A 14,516-nucleotide genomic window follows, 5' to 3' on the forward strand; every position below is an offset into this window, starting at 1 on the left:
TGAGTTACCCGCGCAGGACGCCACCGGTCGCCTTCGTGACTTTGGCGATGATCTTTTCGGCCACCGCCTCGATGTCTTTTTCTTTCAGCGTCGTGTCCGTCGGTTGCAACCGCACAGTGATGGCCAGAGATTTCTTACCTTCACCCAAGCTGCCACCGATGAATTCGTCAAAGACACGTACATCCTCGATCAGCGCCTTGTCAGCACCCGCTGCAGCATTCACCAACGTCAGCGCCTCGACGCCTTCATCGACGACAAAGGCAAAGTCACGTTCGACCGCTTGCAGATCTCGCAGCTCCAAAGCGGCACGGGTGGCACCTGATTTGCGGGGCAGAGGCACCTCGTCAGGCCAGATGGTAAACGCCATCGCTGGGCCCTTGATGTCCATCGCCTGCAACACACGCGGGTGCAATTCACCGAACACACCCAGCACCTTTTTCGGACCCAAACAAATCTTGCCGTGACGCCCCGGATGCCACCAGGCATCCCCGTCGCGCAGGATCTGTACCTTCGCCGGTGCACCGATGGCAGCCAGTATAGCCTCAGCATCTGCCTTGGCGTCAAACACGTCCACCGGCCGCGAAGCACCGTGCACATCCTTGGGGCCGGAGCGCCCAACCAGCAAGCCGGTGATCTGGGTTTTCTGGTCGCCGGGTTCACCGTCATGGAACACCGGGCCAACCTCGAACAGAGCCACGTCTGCATAGCCGCGTGCCTGATTGCGGGCAGCGGCCTGCAACAGACCCGGCAGCAAATCCGGGCGCATGTGGCTCATCTCGGAAGAGATTGGGTTTTCCAGTTGGGTTGCATCGTCGCCACCACCGAACAGCGCTGCGGACGCCTGATCGATGAAGGTGTAAGACACGCATTCATTGTAGCCCAGCGCCGCGCAGGTGCGGCGCGCCATGGACTGGCGGCGCTGCGTCGGTGTCATAACCGCCTTCGGGATTCCATCCGTCACACGTGGCAGCGGTTTGCCCTGCAACTTGGTCAGCGACGCAATCCGCGCGACCTCTTCCACCAGATCGGCCTCGCCCAGAACGTCTGGTCGCCAGCTTGGCACATGAGCCATCTCACCCTCAAGGCGGAAACCCAGGCGGGTCAGGGTCTGACGCTGTTCGCTTTCCGGAATATCCATACCGACCAGAGACTGCACCCGTGCCGCGTCCAACTTGTAAGCCCGCCCGTGGTTCGGGGCCTTGCCCGCTTCGACCACGTTGGAGGCTTCGCCGCCGCAGATATCCAGGATCATCTGGGTTGCGTGTTCCAACCCTTCACGGGTGTAATCTGGATCAACACCGCGCTCGAACCGGTACCGCGCGTCCGAATTGATCTTGAGCGCGCGACCCGTAAGGGCAATCTGCACATGATCCCAAAACGCGCTTTCGAGGAAGACGTTAACCGTCTCTTCGGTGCAGCCTGTTTCCTCGCCCCCCATGATCCCGGCAATCGATTCCGGGCCTTTGTCGTCCGAAATCACCATCATGCCTGGCTGTAGGGTGTATTCTTTCTCATCCAGCGCCACCAGTTTCTCGCCACCTTTGGCGCGATGCACCCGCAGGTTGCCTTGCACTTTATCCGCATCAAACACGTGCAGCGGGCGGTTGTGGTCGAAGGTCATATAGTTGGTGATGTCCACCAAGGCCGAGATTGGGCGCAGACCGATGGCTTTCAACTGATCCTGCAGCCACTGTGGGCTGGGGCCGTTCTTGACACCGCGGATCAAACGCCCGGTGAAATGCGGTGCGCCGTCCAAAGTGTCTTCGTCAATGCTCACCTTGATCGGGCACTCGAAATCCCCGGGAACCGGCGCATAGTCACGCTGTTTCAGCGTACCGATACCGCGCGCGGCCAGATCACGCGCGATCCCCTCAACGCCCAGCGCATCGGGCCGGTTCGGCGTAATCGCAATCTCGATCATCGGGTCGACCTTCGACGGATCGTTCTCGGCCAGCCAGTCGACAAATTTGTCGCCAACTTCACCCGAGGGTAGCTCAATGATGCCGTCATGCTCCTCCGACAGCTCCAGCTCACGTTCCGAGGCCATCATGCCAAAGCTTTCGACGCCCCGGATCTTGCCGACGCTGATGGTGATATCCAGACCGGGGATGTACATGCCCGGCTTGCAAACCACGACGGTGATGCCTTCACGCGCGTTCGGGGCCCCGCAGATGATTTGCAGATCACCCTCATCTGTTTCAACCGTGCAGACCCGCAGCTTGTCAGCGTCCGGGTGTTTCTCGGCATGTTTGACATGGCCCAGCGTAAAGCCTGCCAACCGGTCCGCCGGGTTCACGATCTCTTCGACCTCGAGGCCAAGGTCGGTCAGCGCCTCGGCGATCTCATCAACCGAAGCGTCAGTGTCGAGGTGGTCTTTCAGCCAGGACAGAGTGAATTTCATTGCACGGGGCCTTTTTTGGCAGATATCCAGTCGGCACAGGCAATGGCAAAGAATGGACCAAGGTGCAAGCGCTGTGCGTCATGGATAGGTTGGGGTGCGGCCCAAAAGCTCGTCCAATTGACGCCCGATCCAGCCATGCGGGATGAAATGCCCGCCCGGATGGGTGTCCAGCACCACCTGCCCCTGTGCGCAATCGGTCCATTCCACGCGGCTGAGCGTCAGGATCGGCACTACGCTCCAATCACCGCGCGGGGTTGCTCCGTTGCAATTGTACTTTTCACGCCACAGCGAGACCGGATAGGTCGTGTCGCCATTCGCGCCATAAGGAAAATCCATCACCGTATCGCTGAGGCCATGCACATGCCGCGCCTCACGCGGGCCTTCGGGGCAGTTTTCTGTCTGGCGAATGCTGCCCGCAACGGCCAGCAAAGCGGCGATGTCGTTGCCTGACTGGCACACATAGCGCCACGCCATCGCGCCGCCGAAGGAATAGCCCGAGACATAGATGCGGTCGGGGTCAATCGGATAGCGCTTGGCCACGTCCTCCAGCACCCGGTCGGCAAAAGGCACATCGCCAGTGTCCGAGGTCCAGAAATTCCAGCTTTTGCCCAGCCCGTTCGGGGCCACCAGCAGCACGCCCCGCAGCTTGGTCGCTCCGGCAATGCGCTCATGGTTCACGACCACGGTCCCCTGCCGCGCCCAGCCGTGGAAATGCAGCAACACAGGCAGAGGCGTTTCGCCGTCCCATCCTTCGGGTTCCAGCACATGGTACGAGCGGTCGCCGACCTCACAGGCCGTGTCGCCGTGGCAGTCGGTGTTCCATGGTCCCATGGCGAAGGCGGGTGAGGCGGTCAGCAACAGAAGGCAAAGCAGTCGATAAATCATGCGCCTGACCCTAGCCAGCCAGAGCGCCAAGTCACGTCACAACCCCGTGGGAACCTGTAACAAGCAGTGGTGTCGCCAGACCGCGGGATGGCGATCCTTGATTGGTGGTGGGTAGTTTATGGAGGCCAAATCCGCGCGCTGTTCGAACGTCGCGCTGGCGGAGACAAATCGCCAGCCCGTGCGGGCGGTGTCGCCCATTGGGCTTGAACCAATGGCGCCGCAATGAACGACCGATAGCGCGGCGGCCTATCGGCCTTTGCTCCGCGCGAGGCAGAACCTCAACTACTTAGCTAAGTTCAAGAATTTTAAGCACCCACGCAACCAACACCGCTGTAACAACGGAAACAAGAACCGTGGGGATGTTGCACAAAATGTTACCGAACCATTTTTTCCACAATGGCTGAGACAGTCTCTCAAGCTCATCAAAACCCTTACTATTCAAACGCAAGCGAAATTCATCAGGCTCATCCGGAGTGAGATAAGACGACGTCGCACTCGATTCATATTTTTCTTCGAAGAGACCTTCGTCCATTAAGAACGAAATCTGAAAAAGCTCATCGCGAGACCAGTCAGGAGAATCCTCAAAGGGGTTTCCATGCTCATCTGACCAAGCTCGCTTTAGTCGGAGCCACTGGTTTGGCGATTGTTCAAATCGCTGTAGTATCGCCTTCCGAACACGTCGGTCTTTGCTCACCGCGACAAACCACCATGCAGGTTCGGCATATCCAACGCCGCAAACCCATAGTGCCGCAGCCAACGCAGGTCGGAATCAAAGAACGCCCGCAGGTCCGGAATACCGTATTTCAGCATCGCCAGGCGGTCGATCCCGATACCAAAGGCAAAGCCTTGATAGACCTCAGGATCAATCCCACCGGCGGCGATCACCTTGGGGTGGACCATGCCGGAGCCGAGGATCTCCATCCAGTCGTCGCCCTCGCCGATCTTCAGCTGACCGTTATCCCAGGAACAGCGGATATCGACCTCGGCCGACGGCTCGGTGAAGGGGAAGTGCGAGGCGCGGAAGCGCAGCTCGACGTCGTCGACCTCGAAAAACGCTTTCACGAACTCTTCCAGAACCCATTTCAGGTTCGCCATCGAGATGTCTTTATCAATCGCCAACCCCTCGACCTGATGGAACATCGGCGTGTGGGTCTGGTCATAGTCGGCGCGGTAGACGCCGCCCGGACAGATCACGCGGATCGGCGCGCCCTGTTTCTCCATCGACCGGATCTGCACCGGAGACGTATGGGTGCGCAGCACATGCGGCGGGCGATTGTCGCCCTCGGCGCGGTGCATGTAGAACGTATCCATCTCGGCCCGCGCGGGGTGATGGCCGGGAATGTTCAGGGCGTCGAAATTGTACCAGTCGGTTTCGATCCGCGGCCCTTCGGCCACCGAGAAGCCCAGTTCGGCAAAGATCGCGGTCAGTTCCTCGGTCGCCTGGCTGATCGGGTGGATCGAGCCCTGACGGCGCGCGCGGGTCGGCAGGGTGACGTCCAGCCATTCGGTGCGCAGACGTTCATCCAGCGCGGCATCGGCCAACGCGGCCTTTTTTGCAGAGAGCGCCGAGTTGATCTCATCCTTCAGGGCGTTCAGCGCGGGGCCTGCAACCTGACGTTCCTCGGGCGTCATCTTGCCCAGCTCGCGCATCTTCAACGCGACCTCGCCTTTTTTACCGACAGCCGCGACGCGGATCGCCTCAAGCGCGTTTTCGTCGCCTGCTTCGGCGATTTGGCCCAGATATTTTGCCTTAAGATCGTCCATGACGGCCCTCTGAATTTTGTCGAGAACCTGCTATCGGCCCCGCCCCGCGAATGCAAGCGGGACGGTGCGGATCAATAGCTGTATTCCGGGAAAATCCGGGTCAGGTCGCCATTCCAGTCGCCATTGTAGTGATCCAGCAACTCATCTGCCGGAACCTTACCAGTGTCGATGCTTTCCTTGAGCGCGTTCAGGAAATGTGTCTCATCCGGGACCAGCCCCCCAGCACCGGCGCGCGCGCGGGCCTTCAACCCGGCCTCAGAGATCGCAACAACCTCGCGCGCCAGATCGTGCATTTTGATGTCACCGACCTGCGCCTGAAGGCCATTGACTGCAGCTTGCACGCGCAGTTCCTCGCGCGTTTCCGCATCCCAGCCCTTGACCAAATCCCACGCCGCGTCCAGCGCGCCCTGATCGTAAGTCAAACCAACCCAGAAGGCGGGCAGCGCACACAAGCGACGCCACGGGCCACCATCCGCCCCGCGCATCTCCATGTATTTCTTGATCCGTGCTTCGGGGAAGGCCGTGGTCAGGTGATCGGCCCAATCGCTGAGGGTCGGTGTTTCACCCGGCAGAGCAGGCAATTCCCCTTTGAGGAAGTCGCGGAACGACATACCTAGCGCGTTGATATACTGGCCGTCGCGATAGACAAAATACATCGGTACATCCAGCGCATATTGTACGTACCGTTCGAACCCAAAGCCGTCTTCGAACACAAAAGGCAGCATACCCGTCCGGGCGTCGTCCAGATGCCGCCAGATATGGCTGCGCCAGCTTTTCTGGCCATTGGGCTTGCCTTCAAAGAAAGGCGAATTGGCAAACAAGGCGGTCGCCACAGGTTGCAGCGCAAGTGCAACGCGCAGTTTCTGCACCATGTCGGCCTCGGACCCGAAGTCGATATTGACCTGAACCGTGCAAGTGCGCCGCATCATGGCGCGGCCCATGGTGCCGACCTTTTCCATATAGTCGTTCATCAACCGATAACGCCCTTTCGGCATCAACGGCATTTCCTCGTGGGTCCATATCGGGGCCGCGCCCAGACCAATGAAACCAACGCCGATCTCGTCGGCGATGTCCTTCACCTCACGCAGGTGGGTGTTTACCTCATCGCAGGTCTCGTGGATCGTCTCAAGCGGGGCACCGGAAAGCTCCAGCGCGCCACCGGGTTCCAGGCTGACATTTGCACCGTCTTTTTCAAGACCGATCAGCTTGTCGCCTTCGCGCACTTCGCCCCAGCCATGGCGATCCCGCAGACCTTCCAGCACGGCCACAATCGAGCGTTTGCCTTCAAACGGCAGCGGCTTCAGCGTATCTTTGCAATAGCCGAACTTTTCGTGCTCGGTGCCGATGCGCCAGTCTTCTTTGGGTTTGCAGCCTGATTCCAGATATTCGGCCAGTTGCTCATGGCGTTCGATCGGACCGCCGCCGGACTGAGGGATGGACATGAACCGTGCTCCGATCCTGATGTGTCTGTTTTGAAGGTCAGTCGTGGTCGTAAATGGCGCCAGTGTCAATGCAACCGCAAATGTGCCGGGCGCGATGGGGTGCGTTCCCAGATGACGACGGGATGTCGTGATTTACCGTTGAGTTCCGACAGCATCTGTTCGGTTTTCAGCCCAGGCAGGCTAGAGAACACATCAAACAAAGCCTCTGCCCCTTCTGCATTCACAGGAATGTGAAGCGCCGGTTGTCCCGACTGATCCAAAACCCAATGCGCCGGGCTTGAGGTCGGGTCGAGCGCAAGCCGTTCAATCTCGCGAGTCGCCACGATGCCGCCATCCAAAGGACCCAGATAGGTGATCTGACCTTCATCCACGGTCACCACACCCTGCCCACCTGCGCCGGTTCTGAATCGGGCGCGTTGTATGCCAATGACCGCCAATGCCACAGACACCAAGATCAGGAACCAGCCCAACCATGCCAACAACCCACCCGGCCCGCTGACCCAGCTGAGGCCGAGGATTAGGACAAAGAAAGCAACCAAAACTTCGCGCCAGCGCCACAGCGCCAGTTTTGCCTCGGGTCGGATGAAACTCATCTGTACTCTCCAACAGAAACGCCCGAATACGGTGCCTGTATTGCTTCAAACTGCATGGACGTGAAATCGTGCACCAGTTGACGATTTTCAATCCCACCCGCATCGGCCAACTGCGTCTGCCACAACTTTCCGTTTTCCGCCCATTGCAACAAGTCGCCAAAACGGTCCGCCCATTCCCATCCTGAGCAACATATTGCCGGCCCGTCGTGAGGTGGCAACAAGGCATACTGACTGGAAATATGTGCGCGGTTATTTTCTCCAATCGTGAATGTTTGCCTCAGACTCCAGTTTTCGACCAGGTCCAGCCTCAGTTCTATTTCATACTTTTCGCCGCCCGCACGGACCCAACCCCTTTGCTGCAGGCGAGATGAGACGAGATCTCCCATGTGAAAACCGTCGGTCGAATTTGGGAAGCTGTCGGCCTCGGCTGCTCTCAGGCCGTCGGGCAGGTCTTCAGGAGGCGTTGCGCCGTTCAGCCAAAGCCTGCCGTCCGCAGTGAAAGCGCCACCGCCGAACCAGCTGTCGGATTGGGGCCAGTACGCGATCGCCGTAAGCCAGGGCGCTTTGGAAACGGCCGTCCAGCAGCGACCACCTTTGCACGCGAAATAGACCAGATGTCGGCCTGACGGGGAAAGATCGCATCTGTGTTCGTGGATTCGGGCCCCAAGCCATTGCCCAAGCCTTACAGTGCCGACGCTGCGGTCCCACATCAATACAGCAACTTGGTCGGTCGGACCTCGACGCAAAACAATTGCTTGATCTGACCCCAAAGCCGTTAAAACGTGCAGCCGGGGCGGTGGTGTCACGCCCAATCCCCCAGTGCCTGCTGCCACATCGTCAACGCCGCCACAGCCGCCGTATCCGCCCGCAGGATGCGCGGGCCAAGGCTGACCACATGCGCATATGGCAGAGCTGACAGTCGGGCGCGTTCTTTCTCAGAAAAGCCACCTTCGGGGCCGACGAGAATCGCCCATGGCCGTCCTTTTTCATTGGCGGCCAATCGCAGGGCTGAGCCGACCTCGGCCTCGTTGCAGAACATCAGCTGACGGTCTTTGGGCCAACTGTCCAAGACACGATCCAGCCGCTGCAGATCGGTAACTTCGGGCACGAAGGTGCCGCCGCATTGTTCCGCGGCCTCGACCGCATGGGCCTGCAAGCGATCCTGACGGATGCGTTCGGAATTGGTAAACTCGGTCTGTACCGGCAGGATGCGAGCCGCGCCCATTTCGGCAGCTTTTTCAACGATAAAATCGGTGCGGGCTTTTTTGATAGGTGCAAACAGAAACCACAAATCGGGCGGCAATTGCAAAGGTTTGGTCTGCGTGGTGCAGCTCAGTACGCCGCCACGTTTCCCGGCTTCGACCACTTCAGCCAGCCATTCGCCATCCTTGCCATTGAACAAGGCTACGGCCCCACCAACCGTCAGTCGCATCACACCAAACAGATAATGCGCCTGGTCGCGCGTCAAAGGAACCGATTGCCCCTGACCCAAGGGCTGCTCTACATACAGTCTGATCTTCGCACTCATGAGACCTTACATATGCAAGGCAATGCCCCAACACCAGACGGTCAAGTCACCGATGCTGTCACCGGCAACTGGGTCGATACCTATGCGCCAGCCTTCACCCGCCCTTATCTGCGCCTCAGCCGCGCGGACCGGCCCATTGGAACATGGCTGTTGCTGATTCCATGCTGGTGGGGCTTGGCCTTGGCCATCCTGCATGACGGCCAGCCCCGATGGGAAGATCTGTGGATCGCCATTGGCTGCGCATTTGGCGCTTTTCTGATGCGGGGGGCGGGGTGCACCTGGAACGACATCACAGACCGGGACTTCGACGGGCAGGTTGAACGCACACGTTCACGCCCGATTCCCTCGGGTCAGGTCAGCGTCCGACAGGCAGCGGCCTGGATGATCCTGCAATGCCTGCTGGCACTTGGCATTCTGCTCAGCTTCAATCAAGCGGCCATAGCGATGGGCGTACTGTCCTTGCTGCCGGTGACAATTTACCCTTACGCCAAACGGTTCACATGGTGGCCGCAAGTGTTTCTGGGCCTGGCCTTCAACTGGGGCGCGCTTCTGGCCTGGGCGGCGCATAGCGGCTCAGTCGGGTGGCCTGCAATTTCGCTATATCTGGCGGGGATCGCGTGGACTCTGTTCTATGATACGATCTACGCCCATCAAGACGCCGAGGATGACGAGTTGGTGGGGATCAAATCCACAGCACGCCTGTTTGGCGAAGACACGGCGAAGTGGCTGAAGTACTTTCTGGTGGCAACCGTTTCATTTATGGGATTGGCCATCATCGATGCAGGCGTGCCGGATGCTTCGATTCTGGCGCTGGTTGTTGCGCTTTGCGGTCCCTGGGCAATGGGCTGGCATATGATGTGGCAGCTGCGCGGTCTGGATCTGGAAGATAACGCCAAGCTGCTGCAATTGTTCCGGGTCAACCGCGACACCGGCTTGATTCCGCTGATCTTCCTTTGCGTCGCCTTGCTGCTCTGATTGCACCTGTCGAATGAGGGCTGTAAAGATCGGCCCAAACGCCTGAGGAGTGCCAAACCCAAGCATGCGTCTGCCGTATTTTATCGCTGTTTCACTGATCTTTCTGGTCTCAGCCGGGCTGTCTCTGTTGGCGGCCAGCTATGCCGTCACAAAAATCGAAGAGACATCTGAATTCGCCGTAAGGCGGTCACTGGACCTCAAAGGTCATAACTGGGCCGAGGTTGAATCCGACGGTTTGCGCGTTATCCTGACCGGCACCGCACCAGATGAGGCCACACGGTTCAACGCGTTGACTGTGGCCGGGACCGAAGTCGACACATCCCGCGTGATCGACGAAATGGAGGTCGAGGCCACCTCGGCGCTGGCCCCACCCCGCTTCTCGGCGGAAATCCTGCGCAATGACGGCGGCATCTCGATCATCGGTCTGATCCCCGCCAGTGAGGACAGGGCGAGCCTGATTGACCGGCTGCGCAACCTGGATCGGAGCGTTGCAGTGTCGGATCTGATGGAAACGGCAGATTATCCCAAGCCCGATGGCTGGGATGCCGCAATATCTTACGCCATCGAAGCATTGGCGCGGTTGCCTCGTGCAAAAGTTTCCGCCAGCTCTGGCTTGGTCAAGATCACCGCGATTGCGGACAGCCAAGAGGAAAAACAACGGCTTGAACAGGATCTGACGCGCGCCGCGCCGCCCAGTTTGCGCATCGGCTTGGCAATCTCGGCCCCTCGCCCCGTCATCACACCCTTCACACTGCGCTACCTGATAAATGATGAAGGCGGGCAGTTTGACGCCTGTTCCGCCCAGGATGAAAAGGCGCGCGACCGCATCGTGGCCGCCGCGCGCGAGGCGGGCTTGCAAGGCACCTATTCTTGCACCATCGGTCTGGGAGAACCCTCACCCCGCTGGCCCGAAGCCGCCGAACAGAGCATTCAGGCTCTGTCCGAAATCGGCAAGGGCACCGTGACGCTGTCTGACGCGGACATCACGCTGGTCGCGGCGCAAGGCACAAACCCTGCCCTTTTTGATCGGGTGGTGGGTGAGCTTGAAACTGCCTTGCCGCCGGTCTTTGCACTGCACGCCGTGTTGCCGGAACCCGAGACTACGGATGCTTCAGGCCCGGTTGAGTTTTCCGCAACCCGCAGCCCTGAGGGCTTGGTACAACTGCGGGGACGCCTGGGCGATGAGACCCTGCGGGACATGGTCGACAGCTATGCCCGTGCCGCATTTGGCTCTAATCAAGTTTATACCGCCACACGCATTGTGTCCGATCTTCCCGCAGATTGGCCTGTGCGTGTTCTGGCCGGGCTCGAAGCGTTGGCGCAGCTGCATAACGGGGCATTGACCGTGACACCTGAAATGGTCGAACTGAGCGGGATCAGCCACGAAGAAGACGCCAAGGCCCGCATCGCAAGGCAGTTGTCGGACAAGCTGGGTGAGGGGCAGGAATTCACCCTGATGATCACTTATCAGCCTCCACCAGAGCCTGAAGATGCCCTGCCCGACCCGGAAGTCTGCGAACAACAGATTGCTGAAGTTCAGGCTTCTCGCAAAATCGCGTTCGAACCCGGATCAACCACGATTGCTTCAGATTCGCGCGACACGGTGAACCAGATTGCCGATATCTTGCGGGACTGCGGACCGATCCGCCTTGAGATTCAGGGCCACACCGACAGCCAGGGCCGCGAAGAGATGAACCAGCAGCTCAGCCAGGCACGCGCGCAGTCGATTCTGAACGAGTTGCGCGGACGGCGCATTCCCACCAGCAGCTACACCGCCGTGGGATATGGCGAAACGCAGCCCATCGCTGATAACGACACCGAGGAAGGTCGGGAAGAAAACCGCCGAATTGAATTTCGTCTGATCCGTCCCGAACCTGTTGAAACCGGCGAAACAGGTCTCGAAGCGCTTGAGACTGAGACAGAATCCGACACGCCCGAGACAGACCAGACTGACACAACCGCATCAGATGCGGATGCGGAGGACCAGTAAGTTGAACAGAACCGAATTCATCATCGCCACGGCCATCATTCTGTTTGCGGCCTTCTGCATGGGATGGTTTGCCAACTGGTTGGCTCACCGCCTGTCCCGCGTACGCCAAAGCGACGTTGCTGATCTGGACCGGATGAGCCAGGAGTTGCACGAGGCCGAAGAAACCCGTGATCAGGCCATCACTTATCTGCAACAGCGCGAAGCCGAGTTGACCAACCAACTGACGCAGACCGAAGCTGAGCTGGCCGCCGCGATGGACGGCCTGCGTGCCGCGCGGCAAGAGGCCGAAGAATTACGCGGGCGGATTAACAACGCCGACTGACGCGCCTCTCACGTGGGCGGATTACAAAACCTGCGCAAGATCGGCGATCAGGTCCTCTGGGTCTTCAAGGCCAACCGACAACCTGAACACGCCGTCCCCTGCATAGTCCCGATAGCTTTCCAGCTGCGCCCCTTCCAGACGGAAAGAGGTCTGCATCAACGCGTCCGTGCCCATCCAGAAAATCAGACTGCGATGGTGGCCCAGCGACACGGCATAGTGAATGATTTTCAGTTTATCGATCATCTGCTGGGCCAGTGCTTCTCCGGTCGCGTTGTCGCCCACCTGAAAGGTGATCATGCCGGATGTGTTTCGCATCTGCCGTTGCGCCAATTCGTATTGCGGGTGTGATTTCAGACCCGGATACACGACTTTGGTGACGGCCCCACGTGTTTCAAGCCATTCGGCAACCTCCATGGCACCCGCCTGATGTGCCTGCATTCGAAGCGGCAAAGTGGCCATACCCCGGGCAATCATCCACGCGTTGAAAGGTGACATGATGCTGCCGTGATGAATGGCGGACTCGTTACGAATCTTCTCAATCAACTCTTTGCGGCCCGCCACCGCTCCGCCAATGGCATCACCATGACCGCCTATGAACTTGGTCACGGAGTGCATGATCAGATCGACGCCCAAATCTTTGCTGGGTTGACCCAGCGGAGAGGCAAAGGTGGCATCACAGGACAACAATGCCCCGGCATCTTGTGCAATGGAGGAAACCGCCGCCAGATCGGTCAGTCGCCCGATTGGGTTAACCGGTGTTTCCGTATGAATCAGCCGTGTGTTTGGCCTGATTGCCGCTGATACCGCCGCCAGATCAGACATGTTGACCGTGCTGACCTCGATCCCCAAGCGCGGCAGCGTATCCCGCGCCAGCTCGGCCACGCCCGCATAAGATACGTCAGAGACGATCACGTGATCTCCGGCTGACAGGAACGTCAGGAAAATCGCAGTTGCAGCCGCCATGCCTGACGCCAGACAGATACAATCCTCGGTGCTTTCAAACGCGCTTATTTTGGCTTCAAGCGTCCGCACGTTGGGGTTGGCCCAACGCCCATAGAGGTATGGGGCCTCTTCCTCGAGATCATGGGCGGAAAACCCAGCCACCTGGCCGGTGACAAAAGTCGAGGACATATGCAAAGCCGGTGCAGATGCACCGTTGGTCGGGTCCGGTTCTTCGCCCACATGAATCGCCCGCGTCGCAAGGCCCTTGTTTCTCAATCCGTTGTTCATGGGGTTGCCCTCTTGATCCGTATGTTCGGATTAAGCGCGAGCCCAAACGCCAACGTCTAGAGGGGAAATGTGCCAAGTATAGTTTAAAAACGACCACAACGTTCACCCCGCATTTTATGCTTTGCATCAATAGCGGTTCAGTGCGTCTGCCAACATGAAGACTACAACACTGGAGGAAGGATCAGCGGAACAGGCTAATTAGCAGTTCTGAACAAACGATAGGTGAGAGACGAATTGATCGGCGTGTTTTGGCCTACACGCCCAGTTCGACTTCAACTTCATTAATAAATTCAATAATATGAATTGGTGCGATTTTGCCTGCACATACTTAAGTCCGCTATCCAACAAAACTGGAGTGAACTATGTATCTCAAGCCAATATTGAAGACTGCCGCAACATTAACAGCACTTGCCGCGACATCCGCTTTTGCCTCAAGCGATGTGATACCGTCCGAGAACGACACCTTTACAAAATGGGGCGAAGAATCTGGTTGGACTATCTTTGTCGATGAAACACGTGGATCATGCTTGATTGAGCGCGTGGATGAGAACAACAATGTCGTTCAAATGGGCCTGACTAAAGATCAGGAAATGGGCTATCTTGGTGTCTTCACGCAAAACGACATCGGCTTGAAAGGTAAGAAGGAAAAAATCTTCTTGTCACTTGACGGAAACGTTTATGAGGCCGAAGCACGCAAGAAAACCAAGCATTTGGCTGAAGGATATACCGGAGGCTATATCTTGGCGAACAACGCGCAATTCGTTGATGACGTTATGAAAAAATACGAAATGACGGTGTTCCCCGAAAAAGAGTTCGCGTTCACTGTAAGCCTGGACGGAACGCTGAAGGCCATTGAAGCCGCTCGCACATGTAATTCCGAACAGAGCAACTAAAGTCTTGTGTTCAACTCCGGCACCTGAACTTGGGTGCCGGACGTTCCTACCACCGGGTTAATGCGTCTTCGTCTTCGTCCTTGGCGGCGACCCATTCCGCACCGGCCCCAGTGATTTCTTTCTTCCAGAACGGGGCGCGGGATTTCAGGTAATCCATCAGGTATTCAGCCGCCTCGAATGCATCTTTGCGATGCGGCGCAGCCGTGGCCACCATCATGATCCGGTCGCCTGGGGCCAGGCGACCGTGGCGGTGGATCACCAACACATCGCCCAGTGACCAACGATCCTTTGCTTCCTGGGCAATCTTGGTCAGAGCTCGTTCGGTCATACCCGGATAATGTTCGATCTCCATGACATCCAGATCACCGCTTGCAAGATCGCGTACGACGCCGGTGAAGGTGACGATGGCACCGTTGGCATCATCCCCGGCGGCAAAGGCGTTGGCCTCAGCGCCCAGATCGAATGGCTCTTCCTGAACGGCAATCTTCATCGC

At 58.4% G+C, this 14,516-nt stretch carries 14 protein-coding genes; 4 read left to right on the top strand and 10 right to left on the bottom strand.

All coding sequences use genetic code 11. The annotated features are described in order from the left end of the window. Positions 1-4: 4 nt before the first annotated feature. The 8 genes from pheT to GOV89_RS15000 all read right to left on the bottom strand — a co-directional run bounded on the left by pheT (position 5) and on the right by GOV89_RS15000 (position 8,613). Positions 5-2,401 carry a phenylalanine--tRNA ligase subunit beta gene (pheT, locus tag GOV89_RS14965; protein ID WP_171238508.1) on the bottom strand — a complete coding sequence of 799 codons (2,397 nt, stop codon included), beginning with the start codon at positions 2,399-2,401 and terminating at the stop codon, positions 5-7. A gap of 78 nt (positions 2,402-2,479) precedes the next feature. Then, complete coding sequence (locus tag GOV89_RS14970) at positions 2,480-3,286, bottom strand: PHB depolymerase family esterase (RefSeq protein ID WP_171238509.1); 807 nt, start codon at positions 3,284-3,286, stop codon at positions 2,480-2,482. A gap of 286 nt (positions 3,287-3,572) precedes the next feature. After that, positions 3,573-3,980, bottom strand: coding sequence for a hypothetical protein (locus GOV89_RS14975; RefSeq protein ID WP_171179002.1), 408 nt, complete (start codon positions 3,978-3,980; stop codon positions 3,573-3,575). Beyond that, the gene (gene pheS, locus GOV89_RS14980; RefSeq protein WP_171179000.1) at positions 3,977-5,050 is read right to left on the bottom strand and encodes a phenylalanine--tRNA ligase subunit alpha; all 1,074 of its coding nucleotides are present in this window, start codon (positions 5,048-5,050) and stop codon (positions 3,977-3,979) included. The genes GOV89_RS14975 and pheS overlap by 4 nt, the downstream gene beginning before the upstream one ends. A 71-nt stretch (positions 5,051-5,121) precedes the next feature. Then, complete coding sequence (locus tag GOV89_RS14985; protein ID WP_171178998.1) at positions 5,122-6,492, bottom strand: glutamate--cysteine ligase; 1,371 nt, start codon at positions 6,490-6,492, stop codon at positions 5,122-5,124. A gap of 65 nt (positions 6,493-6,557) precedes the next feature. Then, on the bottom strand, positions 6,558-7,085 hold the full coding sequence (locus tag GOV89_RS14990) for a hypothetical protein (RefSeq protein ID WP_171178996.1): 528 nt from the start codon (positions 7,083-7,085) through the stop codon (positions 6,558-6,560). After that, positions 7,082-7,891, bottom strand: a complete 810-nt coding sequence (locus GOV89_RS14995) for a hypothetical protein (protein ID WP_171178994.1) — start codon at positions 7,889-7,891, stop codon at positions 7,082-7,084. The genes GOV89_RS14990 and GOV89_RS14995 overlap by 4 nt, the downstream gene beginning before the upstream one ends. Beyond that, a complete protein-coding gene (locus tag GOV89_RS15000; RefSeq protein WP_171178992.1) occupies positions 7,888-8,613 on the bottom strand; it encodes a 16S rRNA (uracil(1498)-N(3))-methyltransferase in 726 nt (241 codons plus the stop codon). Before GOV89_RS15000 ends, GOV89_RS14995 begins: the two co-directional genes overlap by 4 nt. 12 nt (positions 8,614-8,625) lie before the next feature. On the opposite strand from GOV89_RS15000, the gene ubiA reads away from it, so the two are divergent. The 3 genes from ubiA (at position 8,626) to GOV89_RS15015 (ending at position 11,900) form a co-directional block, all read left to right on the top strand. After that, a complete protein-coding gene (ubiA, locus tag GOV89_RS15005; RefSeq protein WP_171178990.1) occupies positions 8,626-9,588 on the top strand; it encodes a 4-hydroxybenzoate octaprenyltransferase in 963 nt (320 codons plus the stop codon). A gap of 64 nt (positions 9,589-9,652) precedes the next feature. After that, positions 9,653-11,578 carry an OmpA family protein gene (locus GOV89_RS15010; protein ID WP_171238510.1) on the top strand — a complete coding sequence of 642 codons (1,926 nt, stop codon included), beginning with the start codon at positions 9,653-9,655 and terminating at the stop codon, positions 11,576-11,578. A 1-nt stretch (position 11,579) separates the two neighbouring features. After that, positions 11,580-11,900, top strand: a complete 321-nt coding sequence (locus GOV89_RS15015) for a hypothetical protein (protein ID WP_050603973.1) — start codon at positions 11,580-11,582, stop codon at positions 11,898-11,900. Between the two features lie 21 nt (positions 11,901-11,921). Here GOV89_RS15015 and GOV89_RS15020 read toward each other — a convergent pair whose 3' ends face one another. Continuing rightward, positions 11,922-13,130: a PLP-dependent aspartate aminotransferase family protein gene (locus GOV89_RS15020; protein WP_171178986.1), complete on the bottom strand. Its 1,209-nt coding sequence runs from the start codon at positions 13,128-13,130 to the stop codon at positions 11,922-11,924. Between the two features lie 362 nt (positions 13,131-13,492). Here GOV89_RS15020 and GOV89_RS15025 point away from each other — a divergent pair, with 362 nt between their 5' ends. Beyond that, positions 13,493-14,023 carry a hypothetical protein gene (locus GOV89_RS15025; protein ID WP_171178984.1) on the top strand — a complete coding sequence of 177 codons (531 nt, stop codon included), beginning with the start codon at positions 13,493-13,495 and terminating at the stop codon, positions 14,021-14,023. Positions 14,024-14,069: 46 nt separating this feature from the next. Here GOV89_RS15025 and GOV89_RS15030 read toward each other — a convergent pair whose 3' ends face one another. Further along, on the bottom strand, positions 14,070-14,513 hold the full coding sequence (locus GOV89_RS15030) for a molybdenum cofactor biosynthesis protein MoaE (RefSeq protein WP_171178982.1): 444 nt from the start codon (positions 14,511-14,513) through the stop codon (positions 14,070-14,072). Between the last annotated feature and the right edge of the window lie 3 nt (positions 14,514-14,516).

The organism is Ruegeria sp. HKCCA5763 (assembly GCF_013034545.1).
Lineage (GTDB): Bacteria > Pseudomonadota > Alphaproteobacteria > Rhodobacterales > Rhodobacteraceae > Ruegeria.

Coding starts and splice junctions, on each gene's coding strand:
- GOV89_RS15020 (WP_171178986.1), bottom strand. CDS start 13,130: ATGAACAACGGATTGAGAAACAAGGGCCTTGCGACGCGGGCGATTCAT.
- GOV89_RS15010 (WP_171238510.1), top strand. CDS start 9,653: ATGCGTCTGCCGTATTTTATCGCTGTTTCACTGATCTTTCTGGTCTCA.
- GOV89_RS14990 (WP_171178996.1), bottom strand. CDS start 7,085: ATGAGTTTCATCCGACCCGAGGCAAAACTGGCGCTGTGGCGCTGGCGC.
- GOV89_RS15025 (WP_171178984.1), top strand. CDS start 13,493: ATGTATCTCAAGCCAATATTGAAGACTGCCGCAACATTAACAGCACTT.
- ubiA (WP_171178990.1), top strand. CDS start 8,626: ATGCAAGGCAATGCCCCAACACCAGACGGTCAAGTCACCGATGCTGTC.
- pheT (WP_171238508.1), bottom strand. CDS start 2,401: ATGAAATTCACTCTGTCCTGGCTGAAAGACCACCTCGACACTGACGCT.
- GOV89_RS15030 (WP_171178982.1), bottom strand. CDS start 14,513: ATGAAGATTGCCGTTCAGGAAGAGCCATTCGATCTGGGCGCTGAGGCC.
- GOV89_RS14970 (WP_171238509.1), bottom strand. CDS start 3,286: ATGATTTATCGACTGCTTTGCCTTCTGTTGCTGACCGCCTCACCCGCC.
- pheS (WP_171179000.1), bottom strand. CDS start 5,050: ATGGACGATCTTAAGGCAAAATATCTGGGCCAAATCGCCGAAGCAGGC.
- GOV89_RS15000 (WP_171178992.1), bottom strand. CDS start 8,613: ATGAGTGCGAAGATCAGACTGTATGTAGAGCAGCCCTTGGGTCAGGGG.
- GOV89_RS14985 (WP_171178998.1), bottom strand. CDS start 6,492: ATGTCCATCCCTCAGTCCGGCGGCGGTCCGATCGAACGCCATGAGCAA.